Source organism: Pseudomonas sp. WS 5021 (genome assembly GCF_012985535.1).
Classification (GTDB): Bacteria; Pseudomonadota; Gammaproteobacteria; order Pseudomonadales; family Pseudomonadaceae; genus Aquipseudomonas.
The window spans coordinates 377085-394978 of record NZ_JAAQWP010000002.1 but is presented as its reverse complement, the minus strand read 5'-3'; the positions used below and the strand labels follow the sequence as shown (position 1 = coordinate 394978).

Here is a 17894-nt window from a genome sequence, read left to right as displayed (position 1 = left end):
AGACGCTTTCACATTCGCCGAATCCGTAGGGAACCTTCCATGCCGCAACCCGCTGCTTTCACGCTGCGCCCCCTGGCGCTGGCCATCACCGCGACCCTGCTCTGCCTGGGCCCGCTCAATGTGCAGGCGGTGGAAACGCCGTCTACCCAGCAAACCACGCGCAGCTACAACATCGGCGCTGGGTCGCTGGTCAGCGTGCTGAATCGCTTTGCCGAGCAGTCCGGGGTGTTTATCGCCGGCCACAACAGCCTGGCAGCCGGAAAGACCAGCCCTGGACTCAGTGGCAGCTACACCCCGGCCGCCGGGTTGCAGCGGTTATTGCAAGGCAGCGGTTTGCAGGCCCAGCCCCAGGGCGAGAATGGCTATGTGCTGGAACTGGCGCCGCTCAATACCGGCGAACTGGAGCTGGGCGCCACCACCATCTCCGGCGTGGCCCTGGGTGCCACCACCGAAGACAGCCATTCCTACACCACCGGCTCGATGGCCTCGGCCACCGGCCTGCCGCTGTCGATCCGCGAGACACCGCAGTCGGTCACCGTGATCACCCGCCAGCAGATGGATGACCAGGGTTCCAACAACATCGCCGACACCCTGCGCCGCGCCCCTGGCGTCAGCGTGCAGAACTACGACAGCGAGCGCTGGGAGTTCTCCAGCCGCGGCCTGCCGATCACCAACTTCCAGTACGACGGCGTCAACTCCACCTATGACGGCGTGTACGACTACGGCACCACCAGTACCGACATGGCGGTGTACGACCACCTGGAAATCATCAAGGGCTCATCGGGCCTGATGAGCGGCTCGGGCGACCCTTCGGCCACGGTCAACCTGATCCGCAAAAAGCCCACCAAGGACTTCAAGGCCTCGGTCACCGGCACCGTGGGTTCCTGGGACAACTACCGCACCGAAGGCGATATCTCCGGGCCGCTGACCGAGTCGGGCAATGTGCGCGGGCGCTTTGTCGGGGTTTACCAGGATCGCTCGTCGTACCTGGACCACTACCAGCACACCAAGGACATTGCCTACGGCATCCTCGAAGCCGATCTGACCCCCGACACCCTGCTGACCTTCGGCATCGACCAGCAGGATACCCGCTCCCGTGGCGCCAGCTGGACCGGGTTCCCGATGTATTTCAGCAATGGCAATCGCACGAATTTCTCGCGCTCGTTCAACCCGGCTGCCGACTGGAGCCGCCGCGACTTCCAGAACCAGACGATCTTCGCCTCGGTCCAGCAAAAGCTGGCCAACGACTGGTCGCTCAAAGTCAGCCTGGACCGCAAGCGCAGCCAGCACGACACCCTGCTCGCCTCCGCCAGCGGTGGCAACCCGGACCAGGTTACCGGCGAAGGCATGTACATGTTCATGGGCAAGTACAAGGGCGACCAGGTGCAGAACACCCTCGACGTCAACCTCAACGGCCCGTTCAGCCTGTTTGGCCGCGAGCATGAGTTGATCATGGGTTTTATGGCGACCCGTTCAAAACAGGATGTGCCGGTCTACGGCTCGATCTACCCACCAGTGGGCGGCAGCATCTATGACTGGCGTGGCGAATACGCCAAGCCGGACATCCCGCGCAGCGGCCAGAACGATATTGTGCAACGCCAGACCGGCGCCTACCTGGCGACCCGCCTCAAACCTACCGATGACCTGTCGGTGATCCTGGGTACCCGCGTAAGCAATTTCAGCAACACCGACACCACCGACTTCTACGCTGCAACGACCGCCGATGCCCGCAGCAGCTACAAGCAAACCGGGGTGGTGACGCCCTACGCCGGAGTGGTCTACGACCTCAACGATATCTGGTCGGTGTACAGCAGCTACACCAAGATCTACCGGCCACAGAACAGCAAGGACGCCGATCGCAAGTTGCTCGACGCAATTGAAGGCGACACCTACGAAGCCGGGCTCAAGGCGGCCTTTTTCGATGGCCGCCTGAATGCCAGCTTCGCCGCGTTCCGCATCGAACAGGACAATGTCGCGCAATACGTCTCGGGCTTTGAAAGCGACTCGATCTATCGCCCGATTGCCGGTGCCACCACCAAGGGCTTTGAAGTGGAACTGGCCGGCGAAGTGCTGGACGGCTGGAATGTCTCGGCCGGCTACACCTACCAGCACACCCGCGATGCCAACGACGATTACGTCTACAGCTCGGTGCTGCAAACCACCACGCCGCAACAAGTGGTGCGCCTGTTCAACACCTACCGCCTGCCTGGCGCGCTGGACAAGGTGACGCTCGGTGCCGGGGTCAACTGGCAGAGCGAGTTCTTCGGCAATGTGTTCCAGCCCAACCCGAATGACACGGTCAACTTCGGCCAATACACACGCATCACCCAGGACAGCTACTACCTGGTAGACCTGATGGCGCGCTATCGCTTCAACGAGCACCTGAGTGCCACCTTGAACGTGAAAAATGCCCTGGATAAAAAGTACTACACCGGCCTGGGCAACTTCGGCACCGGCTTCTACGGCGAGCCGCGCAGCCTGCAACTGGCGACGCGCTGGGACTTCTAAGCCCTGGATACGCCCCCTAAAAATGTAGGAGCTGGCTTGCCCGCGATGGCGGTAGAGCAGTCGCCAAATCCCCCGACTGAACCACCGCCATCGCAGGCAAACCGGATCCTACATAAGGTCGGCGCTGTATTTATGTGCAATCATCGGGCTCCTACAAGATCTTCGGAGATTGCATCATGTCGCTGCCCGACCTGGCCGCCCCGCGCTTCTGGCGTGATGCCAGCCTGCCGTTTATCGAGGCGCGCACTATCGATGACGGGCGCAAGGTCTGCTACACCCGGCATGCCCACGATCATTTCTCGATTGGTGCGATCACCGCCGGGCAGAGCCTGTATATCCATGGCCCGGACACGTTCCAAATCCATACCGGCACCGTGGTGCTGATGAACCCCGGCGACGTGCACGCCTGCAATCCCGTCGACGACCAGCCCTGGTCGTATCACATGCTTTATATCGACACACCCTGGCTGACCGACCTGCAACACCAGTTGGGGTTTGCCTGCGACTTGGACTTTCGCCGCTTCAGCACCACCCATACCGATGACCCGCTGCTGTTTGCCGGCCTGCTTGAGCTGTACGCCGTGCTGACCGACGAGCACGCCGAACAGCTGCACAAACACAGTGCCGTGGTGAGTTTTTTCACGGAGGTACAGCTGCGCCTGAACCCCGCTGCGACGCGGCTACGGGAGGTCAATCACAAGCTCGAACGCGCCGCCGAGTACATCCGCGAACATTGCACCGAGGCGCTGAAACTCGACGAGATCTGCCAGGCCGCGCAGCTGTCGCCGTCGTACCTGATCCGTGCGTTCAAGCAGTCTTACGGGATGACACCCCATGCATTCCTGGTCAACCAGCGGATCCAGTTTGCCCGCAACCAACTGCGCAACGGCCAGTTGATTGCCGATGTGGCACTGGCCGCAGGCTTTGCCGACCAGGCGCACTTCCAGCGCACGTTCAAGCAACACCTGGCCGCCACGCCTGGGCAATATCGCGGCTGACTCAGCCCAGCAACAGGTACGCCACACTGAGCACCAGCAACAGCGCCATCGCCCGGTTGAACAGGCGCATGCCTCGAGCATTGCTCAGGTAACGACGCAAGAACGTGCCCACATATGACCAGCACGCCACCGACAGGTAGCAAATCACCAGGTACACCGCCGCCAGTTGCCAGACCCGCGTGGCCTCGCCATCGGCCGCAAACAGCCCCATGCCCGCCACGCACGCCAGCCAGGCCTTGGGGTTGAGCCATTGCATGACCGCGCCATACAACATCGACGGCGCAACGCCGGCCTCTTGGGCATCCAGCCGGCCGTCATCGATCGCCAGCTTGTAGGCCATGTACAGCAGGAATACCACCCCACCCCACTGGATGCCCTGGGTCAAGATCGGCCAACGCACCAGCAGTTCGTGCAGGCCCAGGCCGATCAATACCAACAACACCGTGAACCCCAGCGCCGCGCCGGCCACGTGCTTCTGGCTGGCGACAAAACCAAAGCGCGCACCCGAGCCAAGGGCGACGATATTGACAGGGCCGGGGGTGATAGAGGTCGCCAGGGCGAAGGCGGCCATGGACATGAGCACACTCATTGCACTTCCTTTTTGTAATGACAGGGGGACGAGGCCTGTACGCTACGTTCCTGTAGCCAGTGCGTATTGAAGAAAATGCCCCTGTAGACGCCGGCAAGCCGGCGCCTACGCAAGCGTCAGGGTCGCCTTGAGCAGCCGCAGCTCCAGGTATTGCAGGAGCATGATGGTCTTGCCATCGACAATCTCACCGCGCGTTACCATGGCGATGGCCTCGTCAAACCCCAGCTCCAGCACGTCGATATCCTCGCCCTCCTCTTCAAGCCCACCGCCTTCGCCCACACGGTCGCCGGGCTGGTACTCACCGATAAAGAAATGAATGCGCTCGGTCACCGAACCGGGGCTCATGAATGCCGAGTAGATTTTCTCGACATGCCCGATGCGGTAGCCGGTCTCTTCCTCGGCTTCCAGGCGGATACGCTCTTCAGGGCTGGCGTTGTCCAGCAGGCCCGCGGCGGTTTCGATCAGGTAGCCGTCGTGGCCATTGACGAAGGTCGGCATGCGGAACTGGCGAATCAGCAACACCGTGCGCTGCAAGGTGTTGTACAGGAGGATGGTCGCGCCATTGCCGCGGTCGTACACCTCGCGGGTCTGGGCTTGCCAACTGCCGTCGCGGCGGCGCAGGTCGAAGCTGTACTTTTTCAGCAGGTACCAGTTGTCCGAGAGCAGCTCTTCGCCGGTGATGCGTACGGGGCTGTTGTCCATGGGAAGTCCTTTTGGTCGCAGGGGGGGCGCAGCATGTCGGGGACGTGCGCTCAACGTCAAGCTGTCCTTAGGCCAGCATTGATCCGCGTTATCCGGCTACAATTGCGCCCTTTCTGCACCGGATGACCGCTTTGGCGTGTGTCTGCCGGGGGTTATCTCGACAGTGCATCTTGCGGGGTCAAGGACATGATGCTGCACATACCGACGCTCTTGATGGTCGCGGTCTTCGTTTTTTGCCTGATGGGCCTGCTCACTGTCCACGCCTGGCACCGTGTGCGCGAGCCCACCCTGGGCTATTTGGGGGTGATGCTGATGCTGGCGTCCCTCGGCACCGCCTTGATCGTGGTGCGCGGCGTGGGCGTGGATTTTGTCGCGCTGGTCCTGGGCAATGTGGTGCTGTTGCTCAGCGCCGCCATGAACTGGACCGCCATGCGCCTGTTCGTCCATGGCAAGCCCTATCTGCCGGGCATCCTCGCAGGCCCGGCGCTGTGGCTGGTGATGTGCCTGGTGCCGCCGTTTTATGGCTCGATGTCCAGCCGGGTGACCCTGTACTCCCTGGTAGCCGCCAGCTATGGCGTGCTGTCGGCGCTGGAGTTGTGGCGCCATCGCCGACACCTGGAAGTAGCCTATCTGCCGGCTGTGGGGCTGATGCTGTTTCACACGACGTTTTACTGCGTGCGCGCAGTGATCGACCCCGGCATGCCGATCAAGAATGAAAACACGCTGGTGGGCGAAGGCGTGCCGTTCTTCTCGTTCATGTTGTTCGAATCGATGCTGTATGCGATCGGCATCGCCTACGTCACCCTGGCGATGGTCAAGGAGCGCGCCGAGCTCAACTTCAAGGCCGCCGCCTTCACCGACGTACTGACCGGTATCGACAATCGCCGGGCCTTCATGCTGCATGGCGAAAAACTTCTGGCCGACAGCCAGCAACACGGCAAGCCGGTGACTTTGCTGTTATGCGACCTCGACTATTTCAAGCGCCTCAACGACAGTTTCGGGCACCCCATGGGCGACCAGGCGTTGATTGCCTTCAGCCAACTGACCTCGTCGATCCTGCGCAAGCACGATCTGTTCGCGCGCATCGGCGGCGAAGAGTTTGCCTGCCTGCTGGCCGATACCGATGAGCAAGGCGCCGTGCAGGTCGCCGAACGCATTCGCCAGCGGTTTGCCGAACTGGACCTGCTGGCGCCGGGGTTCCTCAGTGTGAGTATCGGGGTGGTGACCACCACTGCGGGCTGCCACGATCTGTCGCGGCTGTTGTCCCAGGCAGACCAGGCGCTGTACCGCGCCAAGGACCAGGGACGCAACCGCGTGCAGACCGCCTGCAACACTTTGCAAGCAATCGCTCCCTGACGGCTGTCTGAATAATCCCTTCACTGGCAAGGCATCTGGTAAAAATCCTGCTTTGCGCCTGTCCTGGAACCGCCATGTCCTCACGTTTTCTCTCACGCCTGCGTCTGCGCTGGCTGCCCATGCTGTGCATGGCACTGCTGATCCTGGGCCTGCCGGTGGGCTGCAATGTGCTGCAACACAAGGAGCGGGAACTGGTGTTTCGTATCGAGCCCGGTACTGCCAGTTGGTATCGCGGCCTGCCCAGCGATGTGCAGGAGTTCGAACTCAAGCCGGCCAGCTTCAAGTCCGGGCAGAGCCTGCATGGCTGGTGGTGGCCGGCGGCGAAAAAAGACGCGCCGGCGATCCTCTACCTGCACGGGGTGCGCTGGAACCTCACCGGCCAGTTGTTTCGCATCGAGCAACTGCACGCCCAGGGCTACTCCGTGCTGGCCATCGACTATCGGGGCTTTGGCCAGAGCCGGGGCGACCTGCCATCAGAAACCAGCGTTTACCAGGATGCACGGATTGCCTGGGAGCGCTTCCAGGTGCTGCAACCGGACCCGGGCAAGCGCCTGATCTACGGCCACTCCCTGGGCGGCGCCGTAGCCATCGACCTCGCGGCCGAACTGGGTCAGCAGGCAGCCGCGCAACAGCTGCCGCCACCGGTACGTGGGCTGGTGATCGAATCCACCTTTACCTCCCTGGCCGATGTTGCGGCGGCGGTGGCCAACACCTCGCTGCCGGTGCGCTGGTTGCTGTCGCAGAAGTTTGATTCCATCGACAAAATCGCCGATATCCACATGCCCTTGCTGGTGGTACACGGCCTCGATGACCGCTACGTACCGCCGCGTTTCAGCCAGCAATTATTTGATGCCGCCCAAGAGCCCAAGCATTTGCTGCTGGTGCCGGGAGCCAGCCACAACAACAGCCTGAGCCTGGGGGGGCGCAGCTATCGCCAGGCACTGCAGGGTTTGCTGTAAAAGTGCGAATCCGGCACCGATTTCAACGATGCGTGTCAAGCGCAAGCCGCGCGCCAAGAGGCTTGCAAATGATCCTGATCAAATATTGACCGCAGCTAGAATCGCCAGTGCTGCCGGGGCCACGCAAGGTTATCCACAGAGATACCCACGGTTTTCGTGGACAACTCTTTTTGCATTTAACCGTTTTTTATCCGCCACCACCTGCGTACCCGGCAACGGCGCCGCACATTGCCCCCTTCGCGGTCAGTTGGCCTGCGGCACCTTATCCGTGGCAATCGGCAACTCAATCCCCCAGTCGCCATGCAGGTACCAGTCCTCACCGATCATCTCGGCCGGATGCATGGTGCGGTCGGCGCCGTTGCCGCAGGCCAGCGCAGTGGTCGCGCAATAACGGTCGCAGCCCCAGCAGATACGCTCGGGGTGTTTGGGGTTGAGCGGGAACGGCTTGGCCATGAGCAGGCTCCACAGCGGTGGGCGGTGATTTGATCCTACGGCCAGCGCCTGCCCACAGCCTTGACCAACGTCAAGAATGGTTGTGGCCACAGACCTGGAAACTTGACGGGAATCATTATTATTTACAGCAAAGCTTTCTAGACTCGGCTTCTCATTTGCCCTGTCAGGAAACACCCATGCGCATCCCCTTCACGCTGTCACTGGCCCTGCTGCTGTCGACTGGCGCGGCCGTCGCCAAGGAATACCCGATCGGCGAGCCACAAATGTGTCCCGGCCTGGAAGTCGGCGCGGTCTATCTGCAACCAATCGAAATGGCGCCACCGGGCATGATGCGCGCCACTGCCGATTCGGATGTGCACCTGGAGGCCGACATCCGCGCCACCGCCGACAACCAGCAGGGTTTCCAGGAAGGCAGTTTCGTACCCTACCTGAACGTAACGTTCCGCCTGCAGAAACAAGGCGGTGCCAGCCCGATCATCGGTGAATTCCACGCCATGGTGGCTAACGACGGGCCGCATTACGGCGACAACGTCAAACTGCTCGGCCCTGGCAAATACCAACTGACCTTCACGGTGATGCCGCCCAGCGGTCATGGCTCACTGGGGCGGCATACCGACAAGGAAACGGGCGTAGCCCCTTGGTTCGAGCGCTGCGAAGTGCATTACGAATTCGTCTATGCGGGGATCGGCAAGAAAGGCGGTTACTGAATGCGCAATCCCCTCGCCTTGTGCGCGCTGCTGGCCTGTGGCACGGCCCTGGCGACGCCCTTGCCCACCTATGAATTAACCCTGCAAGACGGCCACTTCAACCCGGCGCAACTCAAGGTGGCGGCCGGCCAGCGCTTCAAGATCGTGCTGAAGAATATCGGCCAGGGCCCGGCCGAGTTCGAGAGCACGCCGCTGCGCGTGGAAAAAGTGCTGTCGCCGGGGGTGACCACCTTTGTCGTGATCCACCCGCTCAAGCCCGGCACCTATCCGTTTTTCGACGAATTCAACTCACAGCTGCCCGAGGGCAGCATCCTTGCCGAATAACGGCCCGGGAGCATTTGATGAATCAATCGATGTTTATCGTCTGGCGCGAAAGCGTCGAGGCGTTGCTGGTGATCGGCATTCTCCAGGCCTGGATCAGCCAACAGCCCGAGGGCTCGCGCCTGGGGCGCTTCCTGTGGGCCGGTGTGGCGCTGGGCCTGCTGTGTTCCGCCGGGTTGGCCGGCTTGATGCTGTGGGCCGGCGAAGCCATGAGCGGCCCCAGCGGCGAATGGTTCCAGGCCGGCATGACCTTGCTGGCAAGCCTGTTGATGGTACAGATGGTGTTCTGGATGCACCGCCACGGGCCAAACCTGCGCCATACCCTGCTGCGCGACGCCGACCAGCGCGCGGCGCGCCAGGGCGGCCTGGGGTTGTTGTTGCTGGCGTTGTTGGCGGTCAGCCGCGAAGGCAGCGAAAGCGTGGTGTTCCTGTACGGTGCCGGTGCCCAGCTACACGGCCCGGCACTGGGCCTGTTCGCCGTTGGCGGCGTGCTCGGCCTGGTGTTGGCCGGGCTGACGGTGATGCTGCTGCGCAGCACGCGGCGGCTGATCTCCTGGTCGCGGTTTTTTGCTCTCAGCGAGGTGCTGTTGCTGCTGTTGGCGGCGGCCCTGCTGGTGGCCGCCGTGGAACGTATTGGCGGGCAGCTGTTGGCCATGGACATGCCCGATTGGGTCTACACCCTGGTGGGCGAAGCCTGGTGGGACAGCACTGCCCTGCTCAGTGACAGCCACGGCCTGGGCGCAGTGCTCGCCGGCTTTGCCGGGTACCGCGCGACGCCCAGCGCAGTCACCCTGCTGGTGCTGGCAGGCTATTGGCTGCTGGTCGGCCAAGGGCTGTATCGCGCCCGACGAGCGCCGTTGTGAGCAGCCCCTGGCTGCAACGCCTGGGGGATGGCATGCGCCGCCATGGGCGGTTGATTCGCGGCGTGCAATGGGCGGTAGTGCTGTTCTACGCAGGACTGCTGGTCGTGCCCGCGTTGCTCGCGCTGCCCAGCAGCCAGGCGCGCCTGCTGGACAACCTGACCCTACTGGCACAGTTCCTGTTCTGGGGCGTGTGGTGGCCGTTCGTGGTGCTGTCCATCGTGCTGTTTGGCCGCGTGTGGTGCGGCGTGCTCTGCCCCGAAGGCTCCTTGAGCGAATGGGCCAGTCGCCATGGGCGCGGCCTGGGTATCCCCAACTGGATCCGCTGGGGCGGCTGGCCCACCGTGGGTTTCTGCCTGACCACCCTCTACGGCCAGTTGATCAGTGTGTACGACTACGCCCAGGCCGCCTTGCTGATCCTCGGCGGCTCAACGGTGGCCGCAGTGCTGGTGGGCCTGCTGTTTGTGCGCGGCAAACGGGTGTGGTGCCGCTACCTGTGCCCGGTCAGCGGTGTTTTCGCCCTGCTCGCGCGCCTGGCGCCGGTGCACTTCCAGGTCGACGAGCAACGCTGGAAAGCCAACGACGGCCCGCGCCTGCCCTTGCCCAACTGCGCGCCGCTGCTGGACATCCGCCGCCTGCAAGGCGCCAGCGATTGCCACGCGTGCGGGCGCTGTAGCGGGCAACGCGGCGCGGTGCAGTTGATTGCCCGTTCATGCAACAGCGAAATCCTCCAGGCCCCGCGCAAACCCGCGCAGCCCTGGGATACGCGCTTGTTGCTATTTGGAGTGATCGGCCTGGCGATGGGCGCCTTCCAGTGGACCGTCAGCCCTTGGTTCATCACGTTCAAACAGTTCGTCGCACAGTGGCTGGTGGAACACGATTGGCTATGGCCGTTGCAGGACAGCGCGCCCTGGTGGTTGTTGACTCATTATCCCCAGGCCAACGACAGCTTCAGTTGGCTGGATGGCTTTTGCATCGTCGTGTACCTGGGCGCCAGCAGCCTGTTGATCGGCGGCGCATTGATGGGGCTGGTGCGCCTGGCCGCAGGCTTGAGTGGGGACCGTGCACGGTATTGGGCCCTGGCGCTGACCTTGACGCCCCTTGGCGGTGCGGGGCTGTTCCTCGGGCTGTCGGCAACCACGGTGAAGTTGTTGCGTTATGAAGGGTTGTTACTGGAATGGGTGCAACCGGCGCGCGGCGCATTGCTGGCCGGGGCTGTCGCTTGGTGTGTGTGGCTGGCGTGGCAACAGCTGGCCGAAACACCCTTGGCGCGACGCTGCGCGGCCTCGGCTTGTCTGCTACTGGCTAATGGGCTGGTAGCGTATGGCTGGTGGCTACAGTTCTGGGGCTGGAGCCTGTAGGACGCCGTTCAGTTAAGCGAACGCAATGCTCAAAGCAGCGAAGATCAAATGTGGGAGCGGGCTTGTCGGATCGCCGCATCGCCGCGAAGACGTCGGCCCAGCAACCATTGATGTTGACTGACCCACTGCTTTCGCGAGCAAGCCCGCTCCCACAGGGGATCTGCGCTTAACTGAACGACATTAGGGAGGCCCAGCGCTAAACGCGGAACCTGGCGACCGTCAGGTGCAACTCGCTGGCCATCTGTGCCAATTCATGCCCCGCCGTATCGGTATGCCGGGCCCCCAGCAACACCTGCTCGGACAGGTTGCGAATGCCCACCAGGTTGCGATCCACCTCCCGCGCCACCAGTGCCTGCTCTTCAGTGGCGCTGGCGATCATCAGGTTGCGTTCGTTGATCTGCGAGATCGACTGGGTAATCGCTTCCAGGGCTTCGCCCGAACGCTGTGCCACGCCCAAGGTGGCCCGTACCAGGTCACTGCTGCCCTGCATCGCGGTCACGGCCTGTTCGGTGTCTTGGCGGATATTGCCGATCATCTGCTCGATCTCCTGGGTCGAGGCCTGGGTGCGATGGGCCAGGGCCCGCACCTCATCGGCCACCACCGCAAACCCGCGCCCGGCGTCCCCGGCCCGTGCCGCTTCGATGGCCGCGTTGAGCGCCAGCAGGTTGGTCTGGTCGGCAATGCTGCGGATTACTTCCAGCACGCCACTGATGTCCTGCACCCGCCCGGCCAGCTGCTGGATCCGCACCGAGGTGCCACTGACGCCGTCGGCCAGGGTGTTGATCGAGGCGACCGTTTCCTGCACCTGATCGCGCCCCAACTGGGCGGTCTGCGCCGACAAGCGCGAGGCTTCACTGGTGCTCACCGCATTGCGCGCCACTTCATCGACCGCCGCCGTCATCTCGTTGACCGCCGTGGCGGCCTGTTCGATCTCCATGCCTTGCAACTGCAAGCTGCTGCTGGTCTGGCTGCTGACCGCGCTCAACTCCTCGGAAGAGCTGGCCACACGATCCACTGACGCGGCGATCTGGCGCACCATTTCGTTGAGGTTGTGCTGCATCTGCTGCATGTTTTTCATCACGCTGCCGTCAGCGCTGCCCGCCGTTGGTACCGGGGTGGTCAGGTCGCCCTGGGCAATCTGGCTCAACACCCGCGCCGCCTCGTCGGGCTCACCGCCCAGGGGCCGGGTCACGCTGCGGGTGACAATCACCGCTGCCGCCACCACCAGGGCCACGCACAGCAGGAACAGCCCGAGCATGTTGCGCCGTGCCTCGCTGTACAGGGTCTGCGCCGCGTGTTCGCGCTCGGTAAAGATCTGCCCCTGCAGGGCCATCATCGCCTCCAGGCTCTTGAAGACGGCCTGCTCGGCAGGTTGTACGTTCTGCTTGAGCTGCGCCACACCCTCGGCATGGGCGCCCTGGCGGATCAGCGCCTGCACCTGGGTAAAGGCGCCGACATAAGCTTCGCGACGCTGTTTCAGATCGGCATAGGCCGCCTGGCCCGTCGGCGTGTTGAACAATGGCTCCAACTGGGTGAAGGCATCGGTGATGCGTTGCCGGGTGGAGGCAATGGCCTGTTGCGCGGCCTGGTTGTCCTGGTCGATCAGCAAGTCACGGGTGTTGCGGCCGTTGTCGCGCACACCGGTGGCAATCACCATGATCGGGGCGATTTTCGGCCAGTCCTGCTGCACGATCAGTTCCGATTGCTCCTTAAGGGTGCCCAGGTCGTGCAAGGCATAGAACGCCATGCCAGCCAGGGCCAAGGGTGCGATGGCAAAGCCGATCGCGATGCGGCGGGCGGTGGTTAATCGAGTCATGTCATAAGCTCCCTGATGAATACCTGCCCACGAGGGGCAGCATCTTTGATAATCCGGTGGGAGTTCAATCGCCACGCTTGAAAGGGCTCCGCGAAGGGATCAGCCCCGTAAAACAAATGCCGGGAACAATGCCCGCATTTTCTCCCATAGTTCAGGCAGCAAGGCCTGTGCCGAAACGCTCGGCAGTTGCTCATCGAGCATGCGCGCGGTGCGCACCAACTGTACGGCGAAGCGCTTGACTCCCCGTTCTTGCAAACGCTGGGCCAGCTGCAACAGGCGCTGCGGGTCGATCAGGTGCCAATGCACGGTGGTGCGGCATTCATAGTCCACGCCGCTGTGCAGCAGCAGGTCGAGGCTGCGCCAATTGGCGGCGCCGCTGCCCTTGACCTGGGTGATCAACTGGCAGTCCTCGGCCAGGGCCTTGACGTCGAAGCCAACCCAGTCGGCATGGGCCAGGGCATGGCCGAACGCACCGGGCTTGATCCCGGCACTGTGCAGGCCGATACGAAAACCCATCTCGCGCACTTCGTCCATGGCGGCCGGCAGGCCTTCCTGCAAGGTCGGTTCACCACCGCTGAACACCACGGCGTCCAGCAGGTCCTGCCGGCGTTGCAGAAACAGCAAAACCCGGCGCCAATCCACCTCATCGCTGCCGCGAGGGGGGATCAAGTCCGGGTTATGGCAGTACCGACAGCGCCAGGCACAACCCTGGCAAAACAGCACGCAGGCGAGCATGCCGGGGTAGTCGAGGGTGGTCAGGGGCACCATGCCCCCGACCCGTAGCGCTCGACTCATTGGCGCCCGGCCGCAGCGGCACTTTCGGTAAAGTGCGCGCGCTCACGGTGCTCCGATTGTTTGCCGGGGTTAAAGGCCGAAACCGGTCGGTGGTAACCCATGACACGGGTCCAGACTTCACAGCGTTGGCGTTGTGGCTGGGTGGTTTGCATGGTGAATCTCCTTGGGGTTGGAATACGTTGGGCCCTTGGCCGGCTCCTACAGGGTTTTGTCGAAGGCTATAACCTCGTCGCACTTGGGGCAGAATTCATGTTCGCCTGCCAGGTAGCCGTGTACCGGGCAGATGGAGAACGTCGGCGTCACCGTCAGGTACGGCAGGCGGAAGCGCCCCAGGGCCTTGCGGACCAGTTGCTTGCAGGCCTGGGCCGAGGAAATCTGTTCGGCCATGTACAGGTGCAGCACGGTGCCGCCGGTGTATTTGCACTGCAGCTCGTCCTGCAGCTCCAGGGCTTCGAAGGGGTCTTCGGTGTAGCCCACCGGCAGTTGCGAAGAGTTGGTGTAATACGGCGCGTCGAGGCTGCCGGCCTGGAGGATCGCGGGGAAGCGCTTGAGGTCTTCCTTGGCAAACCGGTAGGTGGTGCCTTCGGCCGGCGTGGCTTCCAGGTTGTACAGATGGCCGGTGTCTTCCTGGAAGCGCAGCAACGTGGCGCGCACATGGTCCAGCACCTGCAACGCAAACTCGCGGCCACGGGCGGTATGCGTGCCCTCCTCGTCCCCGGTGAAGTTGCGCAGCATCTCGTGCATGCCATTGAGGCCGATGGTGGAGAAGTGATTGCGCAAAGTGCCCAGGTAGCGCTTGGTGTAGGGATACAGACCGGCGTCCATGTGGTGCTGGATCACCTTGCGCTTGACCTCCAGGCTCTCCATCGCCAGTTCCATCAAGTGGTCCAGGCGCTGCAGCAGGCCACTGGTGTCGCCCTTGAACAGGTAACCCAGGCGCGCGCAGTTGATCGTCACCACGCCCAATGAACCGGTCTGCTCCGCCGAGCCGAACAACCCGCCGCCACGCTTGAGCAACTCGCGCACGTCCAACTGCAAGCGGCAGCACATCGAGCGCACCTGGTTGGGCTGCATATCCGAGTTGAGGAAGTTCTGGAAGTACGGCAGGCCGTAGCGCGCGGTCATCTCGAACAGGCGGTCGGCGTTTTCGCTGTCCCACGGGAAGTCATGGGTGATGTTGTAGGTGGGGATCGGGAAAGTGAACACCCGACCCTTGGCGTCACCCGCCTGCATCACTTCGATATAGGCGCGGTTGATCAGCTCCATTTCCGCTTGCAGGTCACCGTAGGCAAACGGCATTTCTTCGCCACCAATGATCGGGATCTGCTCGCGCAAATCCTCGGGGCAAACCCAGTCGAACGTCAGGTTGGTAAACGGCGTTTGCGTGCCCCAGCGCGACGGCACGTTGAGGTTGTAGATGAACTCCTGCACCGCCTGGCGGATCTCGGGAAACGTCAGTTTGTCCTTGCGCACAAAGGGCGCCAGGTAGGTGTCGAACGAGCTGAACGCCTGGGCGCCGGCCCACTCGTTCTGCAGGGTGCCGAGGAAGTTGACCATCTGCCCCAGGGCACTGCCCAGGTGCTTGGGCGGCCCGGCTTCGACGCGGCCGGGCACGCCATTGAGGCCTTCGTGCAGCAGGGTGCGCAGGGACCAGCCGGCGCAGTAGCCAGCGAGCATGTCCAGGTCATGGATATGCAAGTCGGCCTCGCGATGGGCCTGGCCGATCTCCTGGCTGTAGACCTCGTCCAGCCAGTAATTGGCGGTGACCTTGCCCGACACATTAAGCACCAGCCCGCCCAGGGAATAGCCCTGGTTGGCATTGGCCTGCACCCGCCAGTCTTCACGGTCGAGGTACTCGTTCATCGACGTAGCGACCTCCACCAGGGTCTTGCGATCCCGGCGCAGGCGCCCATGCTGCTCGCGGTAGACGATATAGGCGCGCATCGCCATAAAGTACCCGGCATCCATCAAGACCCGCTCGACACTGTCCTGGATCTGCTCCACATCCAGCCGGGTGATCCCACGCAACCGGGCGAGCACCGCGCCCAACAACAGGTCGACCTCGGCGTCCTGATACTCGCCGGTGGCGTTACCGGCGGCGATCATCGCCTGGCGGATTTTCTCGGCGTCAAAGGCGACCTGAGTGCCATCGCGCTTGTGTAGGCGGGTACTGACCAGCGGGCTTGAGGTGATCTGCATTGGGGGCTCCAAACACTACATATAGATTTAATAGTTCGCATAAACACAATATGCAGTGATGGTACGCAGTGAACGGGGACTTGCAATTGATCAGGGTCAAGTTTGCGAAGACGTATCGTCACAGGCCAGTTCACGTTCAATCTGTTCAATGCTGGGCAAGCTGATTTGGAGTTCTGCCGGGAGGGAGTCGACCAACTGGTACTCCGCCACCCCGATGGGTCGAGCGCTGTCACGCAAGGCATATTCAGCCACTATCTTGTTTTTGCTTTTGCACAGCAGCAGGCCAATGGTGGGGCTGTCTTGTGGGTGCTTGAGTTGGGCATCCACGGCCGCGAGGTAAAAACCCAACTGCCCCAGATGTTCTGGTTTGAACTTGCCGGCCTTGAGCTCAATAGCGACGTAACAGCGCAGTTTCAGGTGATAAAACAGCAGGTCAATAAAGAACTCCTCGCCGCCCACATCCAGCAGTACCTGCTTGCCGACAAAGGCAAAGCCTGCCCCCAACTCCAGTAGAAAGTCGGTGACATGCTTGATCAGTGCGCTTTCGATCTCGCGCTCCTGCGCGTCCAGGGTCAGTCCCAAAAAGTCGAAACGATAGGGATCTTTCAGCGACTCGCGGGCCAAGTCAGACTGGGGCTTGGGCAGCAGGGTTTCGAAGTTGCTGACAGCATTGCCACTACGCTCCAGCAAACGGGTCTCGATTTGCATGACCAGAATGTTGCGTGACCAGTTGTGTTCAATGGCTTGGGCGGCGTACCAGCGGCGGGTTTCGGGGCCTGGCACTTTATCCAGCAGGACCAAATTATGACCCCACGGCAATTGTGCAGCAGCCTGTTGCACAAATTGAACATCAGGCCAAGCCTCGGCAAATGCACGCATGTACTTGAGGTTACGCGGCGAAAAACCTTTCATATCAGGAAAAGCCGAACGCAAATCCCGCGCCCGACGCTCAATGACTTTGGCTCCCCACCCCTGCTGCGCCTGTCGGGTCAATATGTCCTGGCCAATCTGCCAGTACAGCAGCACAAGCTCGCGGTTTACCGCCAGGGATGCACGAATCTGGGCAGAGTGGATGCGGTTTTTCAGTTCTTTCAACCAGTCGCCATATCCCTCAGGTGGTGTGGTGAGGCCATCATCTGATCGATTCATTCCGGGTTCCTTGTCGATATTGCTCGTTGTAGAAACCGGCAATGGTAACGACCGAAAAAAGCCACGCGGGCCAGCACAATGCCCTTGATACAAAATGACGGGAACTACTATGCAACAGGGTTCCAGCACCTCCTCACCCCCCACTCATATTCATAAACCGCACCACCTGCACCTCGCCCTGCCCGGTGAAATCATGGCGCAATGGCTTGCCCCGCAACGCCTTGTGCAGTGCCTCCACCAGCGGCCGGTCGTCCAGCGGGTAGCGGCGCAACAACGCACGAAAATCCACCGCATTGTCCTGCCCCAGGCACAGCAGCAACTGCCCCTCCACTGTCATCCGCACCCGGTTGCAACTGGCACAGAAGTTATGGGAGTTGGGCGAAATAAAGCCTATGCGCGTGCGCGGATGCCGGGCCAGGCGTACGTAGCGTGCCGGGCCGCCGCTGTTTTCGGTGCTGTCGAGTAAGCCATGATGCTCGGCGATCACCGCCCGCACCTGCTCGCTGGAGCAAAAGGATTCGCCCCGCGAGCGCCCCACATCCCCCAGCGGCATCTCTTCGATAAAGCTGATATCGATGCCCTGGTCGATGGCGTACTGCACCAGCGCCGGGACTTCATCGAAGTTGCGTCCCTTCATCACCACGCAGTTGAGCTTGACCCGCTCGAACCCGGCATCCTGCGCCGCCTCGATGCCGTCCAGTACCTGGCGCAGGTCACCGTTGCGGGTGATCGCGCGAAAGCGTTCGGGATCGAGGCTGTCGAGGCTGATGTTCATGCGCTTGACTCCGGCCTCCACCAGCGGCCGCGCCAGGCGGCCCAGTTGCGAGCCGTTGCTGGTCATCACCAGTTCGCGCAGGCCGGGCAACGCAGCGATATGGCGGCACAGCTCGACAATGCCCGGACGGATCAGCGGCTCGCCCCCGGTCAGGCGGATCTTGCGCACACCCTGGCTGACGAACACCGTCGCCAGCCGTTGCAGTTCCTCCAGGGTCAGCACCTGCTGGCGCGGCAGGAAGGTCATGTTTTTCGCCATGCAATACACACAGCGAAAATCACAACGATCGGTCACCGACAGCCGCAGGTAGTCAATGGAACGGCCCACACCATCCACCAGGCTCATG

The 17894-nt window shown here is 62.3% G+C and carries 17 protein-coding genes; 8 read left to right on the top strand and 9 right to left on the bottom strand.

All coding sequences use genetic code 11. The annotated features are described in order from the left end of the window. Positions 1-39 precede the first annotated feature (39 nt). Positions 40-2508: a TonB-dependent siderophore receptor gene (locus tag HBO19_RS08135; protein ID WP_170057247.1), complete on the top strand. Its 2469-nt coding sequence runs from the start codon at positions 40-42 to the stop codon at positions 2506-2508. 176 nt (positions 2509-2684) lie between these two features. After that, positions 2685-3506, top strand: coding sequence for an AraC family transcriptional regulator (locus HBO19_RS08130; protein WP_170057246.1), 822 nt, complete (start codon positions 2685-2687; stop codon positions 3504-3506). A 1-nt stretch (position 3507) separates the two neighbouring features. Here the strand turns inward: HBO19_RS08130 and HBO19_RS08125 are convergent, their stop codons facing one another. Then, positions 3508-4095 (bottom strand): LysE family translocator, encoded by a 588-nt coding sequence (locus tag HBO19_RS08125; RefSeq protein WP_169953233.1) that lies wholly within the window; start codon positions 4093-4095, stop codon positions 3508-3510. Positions 4096-4200: 105 nt separating this feature from the next. Beyond that, the gene (locus tag HBO19_RS08120; protein ID WP_169953230.1) at positions 4201-4797 is read right to left on the bottom strand and encodes an NUDIX domain-containing protein; all 597 of its coding nucleotides are present in this window, start codon (positions 4795-4797) and stop codon (positions 4201-4203) included. Positions 4798-4983: 186 nt separating this feature from the next. Here HBO19_RS08120 and HBO19_RS08115 point away from each other — a divergent pair, with 186 nt between their 5' ends. Together HBO19_RS08115 and HBO19_RS08110 are read left to right on the top strand one after the other, a co-directional pair. Next, a complete protein-coding gene (locus tag HBO19_RS08115) occupies positions 4984-6153 on the top strand; it encodes a GGDEF domain-containing protein (protein WP_170057245.1) in 1170 nt (389 codons plus the stop codon). 74 nt (positions 6154-6227) lie between these two features. Then, entirely contained in the window at positions 6228-7112 is an 885-nt protein-coding gene (locus tag HBO19_RS08110; RefSeq protein WP_170057244.1) for an alpha/beta fold hydrolase, read from the top strand. A gap of 243 nt (positions 7113-7355) precedes the next feature. Here HBO19_RS08110 and HBO19_RS08105 read toward each other — a convergent pair whose 3' ends face one another. Continuing rightward, entirely contained in the window at positions 7356-7565 is a 210-nt protein-coding gene (locus HBO19_RS08105) for a DUF3079 domain-containing protein (RefSeq protein WP_170057243.1), read from the bottom strand. A gap of 176 nt (positions 7566-7741) precedes the next feature. Between HBO19_RS08105 and HBO19_RS08100 the strand changes: the two genes are divergently transcribed. Genes HBO19_RS08100 through HBO19_RS08085 form a run of 4 tightly spaced genes read left to right on the top strand, consistent with a single transcriptional unit; the run spans position 7742 to position 10814 of the window. Continuing rightward, a complete protein-coding gene (locus HBO19_RS08100; RefSeq protein WP_169953220.1) occupies positions 7742-8272 on the top strand; it encodes an iron transporter in 531 nt (176 codons plus the stop codon). After that, the gene (locus tag HBO19_RS08095) at positions 8273-8596 is read left to right on the top strand and encodes a cupredoxin domain-containing protein (protein WP_170057242.1); all 324 of its coding nucleotides are present in this window, start codon (positions 8273-8275) and stop codon (positions 8594-8596) included. A 17-nt stretch (positions 8597-8613) separates the two neighbouring features. Then, on the top strand, positions 8614-9456 hold the full coding sequence (locus tag HBO19_RS08090) for an FTR1 family protein (protein WP_169953216.1): 843 nt from the start codon (positions 8614-8616) through the stop codon (positions 9454-9456). A gap of 32 nt (positions 9457-9488) precedes the next feature. Then, positions 9489-10814, top strand: coding sequence for a 4Fe-4S binding protein (locus HBO19_RS08085; protein WP_170057427.1), 1326 nt, complete (start codon positions 9489-9491; stop codon positions 10812-10814). Positions 10815-11010: 196 nt separating this feature from the next. Here the strand turns inward: HBO19_RS08085 and HBO19_RS08080 are convergent, their stop codons facing one another. The 6 genes from HBO19_RS08080 to moaA form a co-directional block, all read right to left on the bottom strand. Next, a complete protein-coding gene (locus HBO19_RS08080; RefSeq protein ID WP_170057241.1) occupies positions 11011-12630 on the bottom strand; it encodes a methyl-accepting chemotaxis protein in 1620 nt (539 codons plus the stop codon). A 99-nt stretch (positions 12631-12729) separates the two neighbouring features. Beyond that, complete coding sequence (locus HBO19_RS08075) at positions 12730-13425, bottom strand: anaerobic ribonucleoside-triphosphate reductase activating protein (RefSeq protein WP_262376877.1); 696 nt, start codon at positions 13423-13425, stop codon at positions 12730-12732. Continuing rightward, positions 13422-13577 (bottom strand): anaerobic ribonucleoside-triphosphate reductase, encoded by a 156-nt coding sequence (gene nrdD / locus HBO19_RS08070; protein WP_029291331.1) that lies wholly within the window; start codon positions 13575-13577, stop codon positions 13422-13424. The genes HBO19_RS08075 and nrdD overlap by 4 nt, the downstream gene beginning before the upstream one ends. A 46-nt stretch (positions 13578-13623) precedes the next feature. Continuing rightward, positions 13624-15624 carry a ribonucleoside triphosphate reductase gene (locus HBO19_RS08065; RefSeq protein WP_170057240.1) on the bottom strand — a complete coding sequence of 667 codons (2001 nt, stop codon included), beginning with the start codon at positions 15622-15624 and terminating at the stop codon, positions 13624-13626. 96 nt (positions 15625-15720) lie between these two features. Continuing rightward, positions 15721-16773 carry a PDDEXK nuclease domain-containing protein gene (locus HBO19_RS08060; protein ID WP_170057426.1) on the bottom strand — a complete coding sequence of 351 codons (1053 nt, stop codon included), beginning with the start codon at positions 16771-16773 and terminating at the stop codon, positions 15721-15723. Positions 16774-16906: 133 nt separating this feature from the next. Next, positions 16907-17893: a GTP 3',8-cyclase MoaA gene (moaA, locus tag HBO19_RS08055; protein ID WP_169901275.1), complete on the bottom strand. Its 987-nt coding sequence runs from the start codon at positions 17891-17893 to the stop codon at positions 16907-16909. Position 17894 lies beyond the last annotated feature (1 nt).

Coding starts and splice junctions, on each gene's coding strand:
- HBO19_RS08135 (WP_170057247.1), top strand. CDS start 40: ATGCCGCAACCCGCTGCTTTCACGCTGCGCCCCCTGGCGCTGGCCATC.
- HBO19_RS08130 (WP_170057246.1), top strand. CDS start 2,685: ATGTCGCTGCCCGACCTGGCCGCCCCGCGCTTCTGGCGTGATGCCAGC.
- HBO19_RS08125 (WP_169953233.1), bottom strand. CDS start 4,095: ATGAGTGTGCTCATGTCCATGGCCGCCTTCGCCCTGGCGACCTCTATC.
- HBO19_RS08120 (WP_169953230.1), bottom strand. CDS start 4,797: ATGGACAACAGCCCCGTACGCATCACCGGCGAAGAGCTGCTCTCGGAC.
- HBO19_RS08115 (WP_170057245.1), top strand. CDS start 4,984: ATGATGCTGCACATACCGACGCTCTTGATGGTCGCGGTCTTCGTTTTT.
- HBO19_RS08110 (WP_170057244.1), top strand. CDS start 6,228: ATGTCCTCACGTTTTCTCTCACGCCTGCGTCTGCGCTGGCTGCCCATG.
- HBO19_RS08105 (WP_170057243.1), bottom strand. CDS start 7,565: ATGGCCAAGCCGTTCCCGCTCAACCCCAAACACCCCGAGCGTATCTGC.
- HBO19_RS08100 (WP_169953220.1), top strand. CDS start 7,742: ATGCGCATCCCCTTCACGCTGTCACTGGCCCTGCTGCTGTCGACTGGC.
- HBO19_RS08095 (WP_170057242.1), top strand. CDS start 8,273: ATGCGCAATCCCCTCGCCTTGTGCGCGCTGCTGGCCTGTGGCACGGCC.
- HBO19_RS08090 (WP_169953216.1), top strand. CDS start 8,614: ATGAATCAATCGATGTTTATCGTCTGGCGCGAAAGCGTCGAGGCGTTG.
- HBO19_RS08085 (WP_170057427.1), top strand. CDS start 9,489: ATGCGCCGCCATGGGCGGTTGATTCGCGGCGTGCAATGGGCGGTAGTG.
- HBO19_RS08080 (WP_170057241.1), bottom strand. CDS start 12,630: ATGACTCGATTAACCACCGCCCGCCGCATCGCGATCGGCTTTGCCATC.
- HBO19_RS08075 (WP_262376877.1), bottom strand. CDS start 13,425: ATGAGTCGAGCGCTACGGGTCGGGGGCATGGTGCCCCTGACCACCCTC.
- nrdD (WP_029291331.1), bottom strand. CDS start 13,577: ATGCAAACCACCCAGCCACAACGCCAACGCTGTGAAGTCTGGACCCGT.
- HBO19_RS08065 (WP_170057240.1), bottom strand. CDS start 15,624: ATGCAGATCACCTCAAGCCCGCTGGTCAGTACCCGCCTACACAAGCGC.
- HBO19_RS08060 (WP_170057426.1), bottom strand. CDS start 16,773: ATGAATCGATCAGATGATGGCCTCACCACACCACCTGAGGGATATGGC.
- moaA (WP_169901275.1), bottom strand. CDS start 17,893: ATGAGCCTGGTGGATGGTGTGGGCCGTTCCATTGACTACCTGCGGCTG.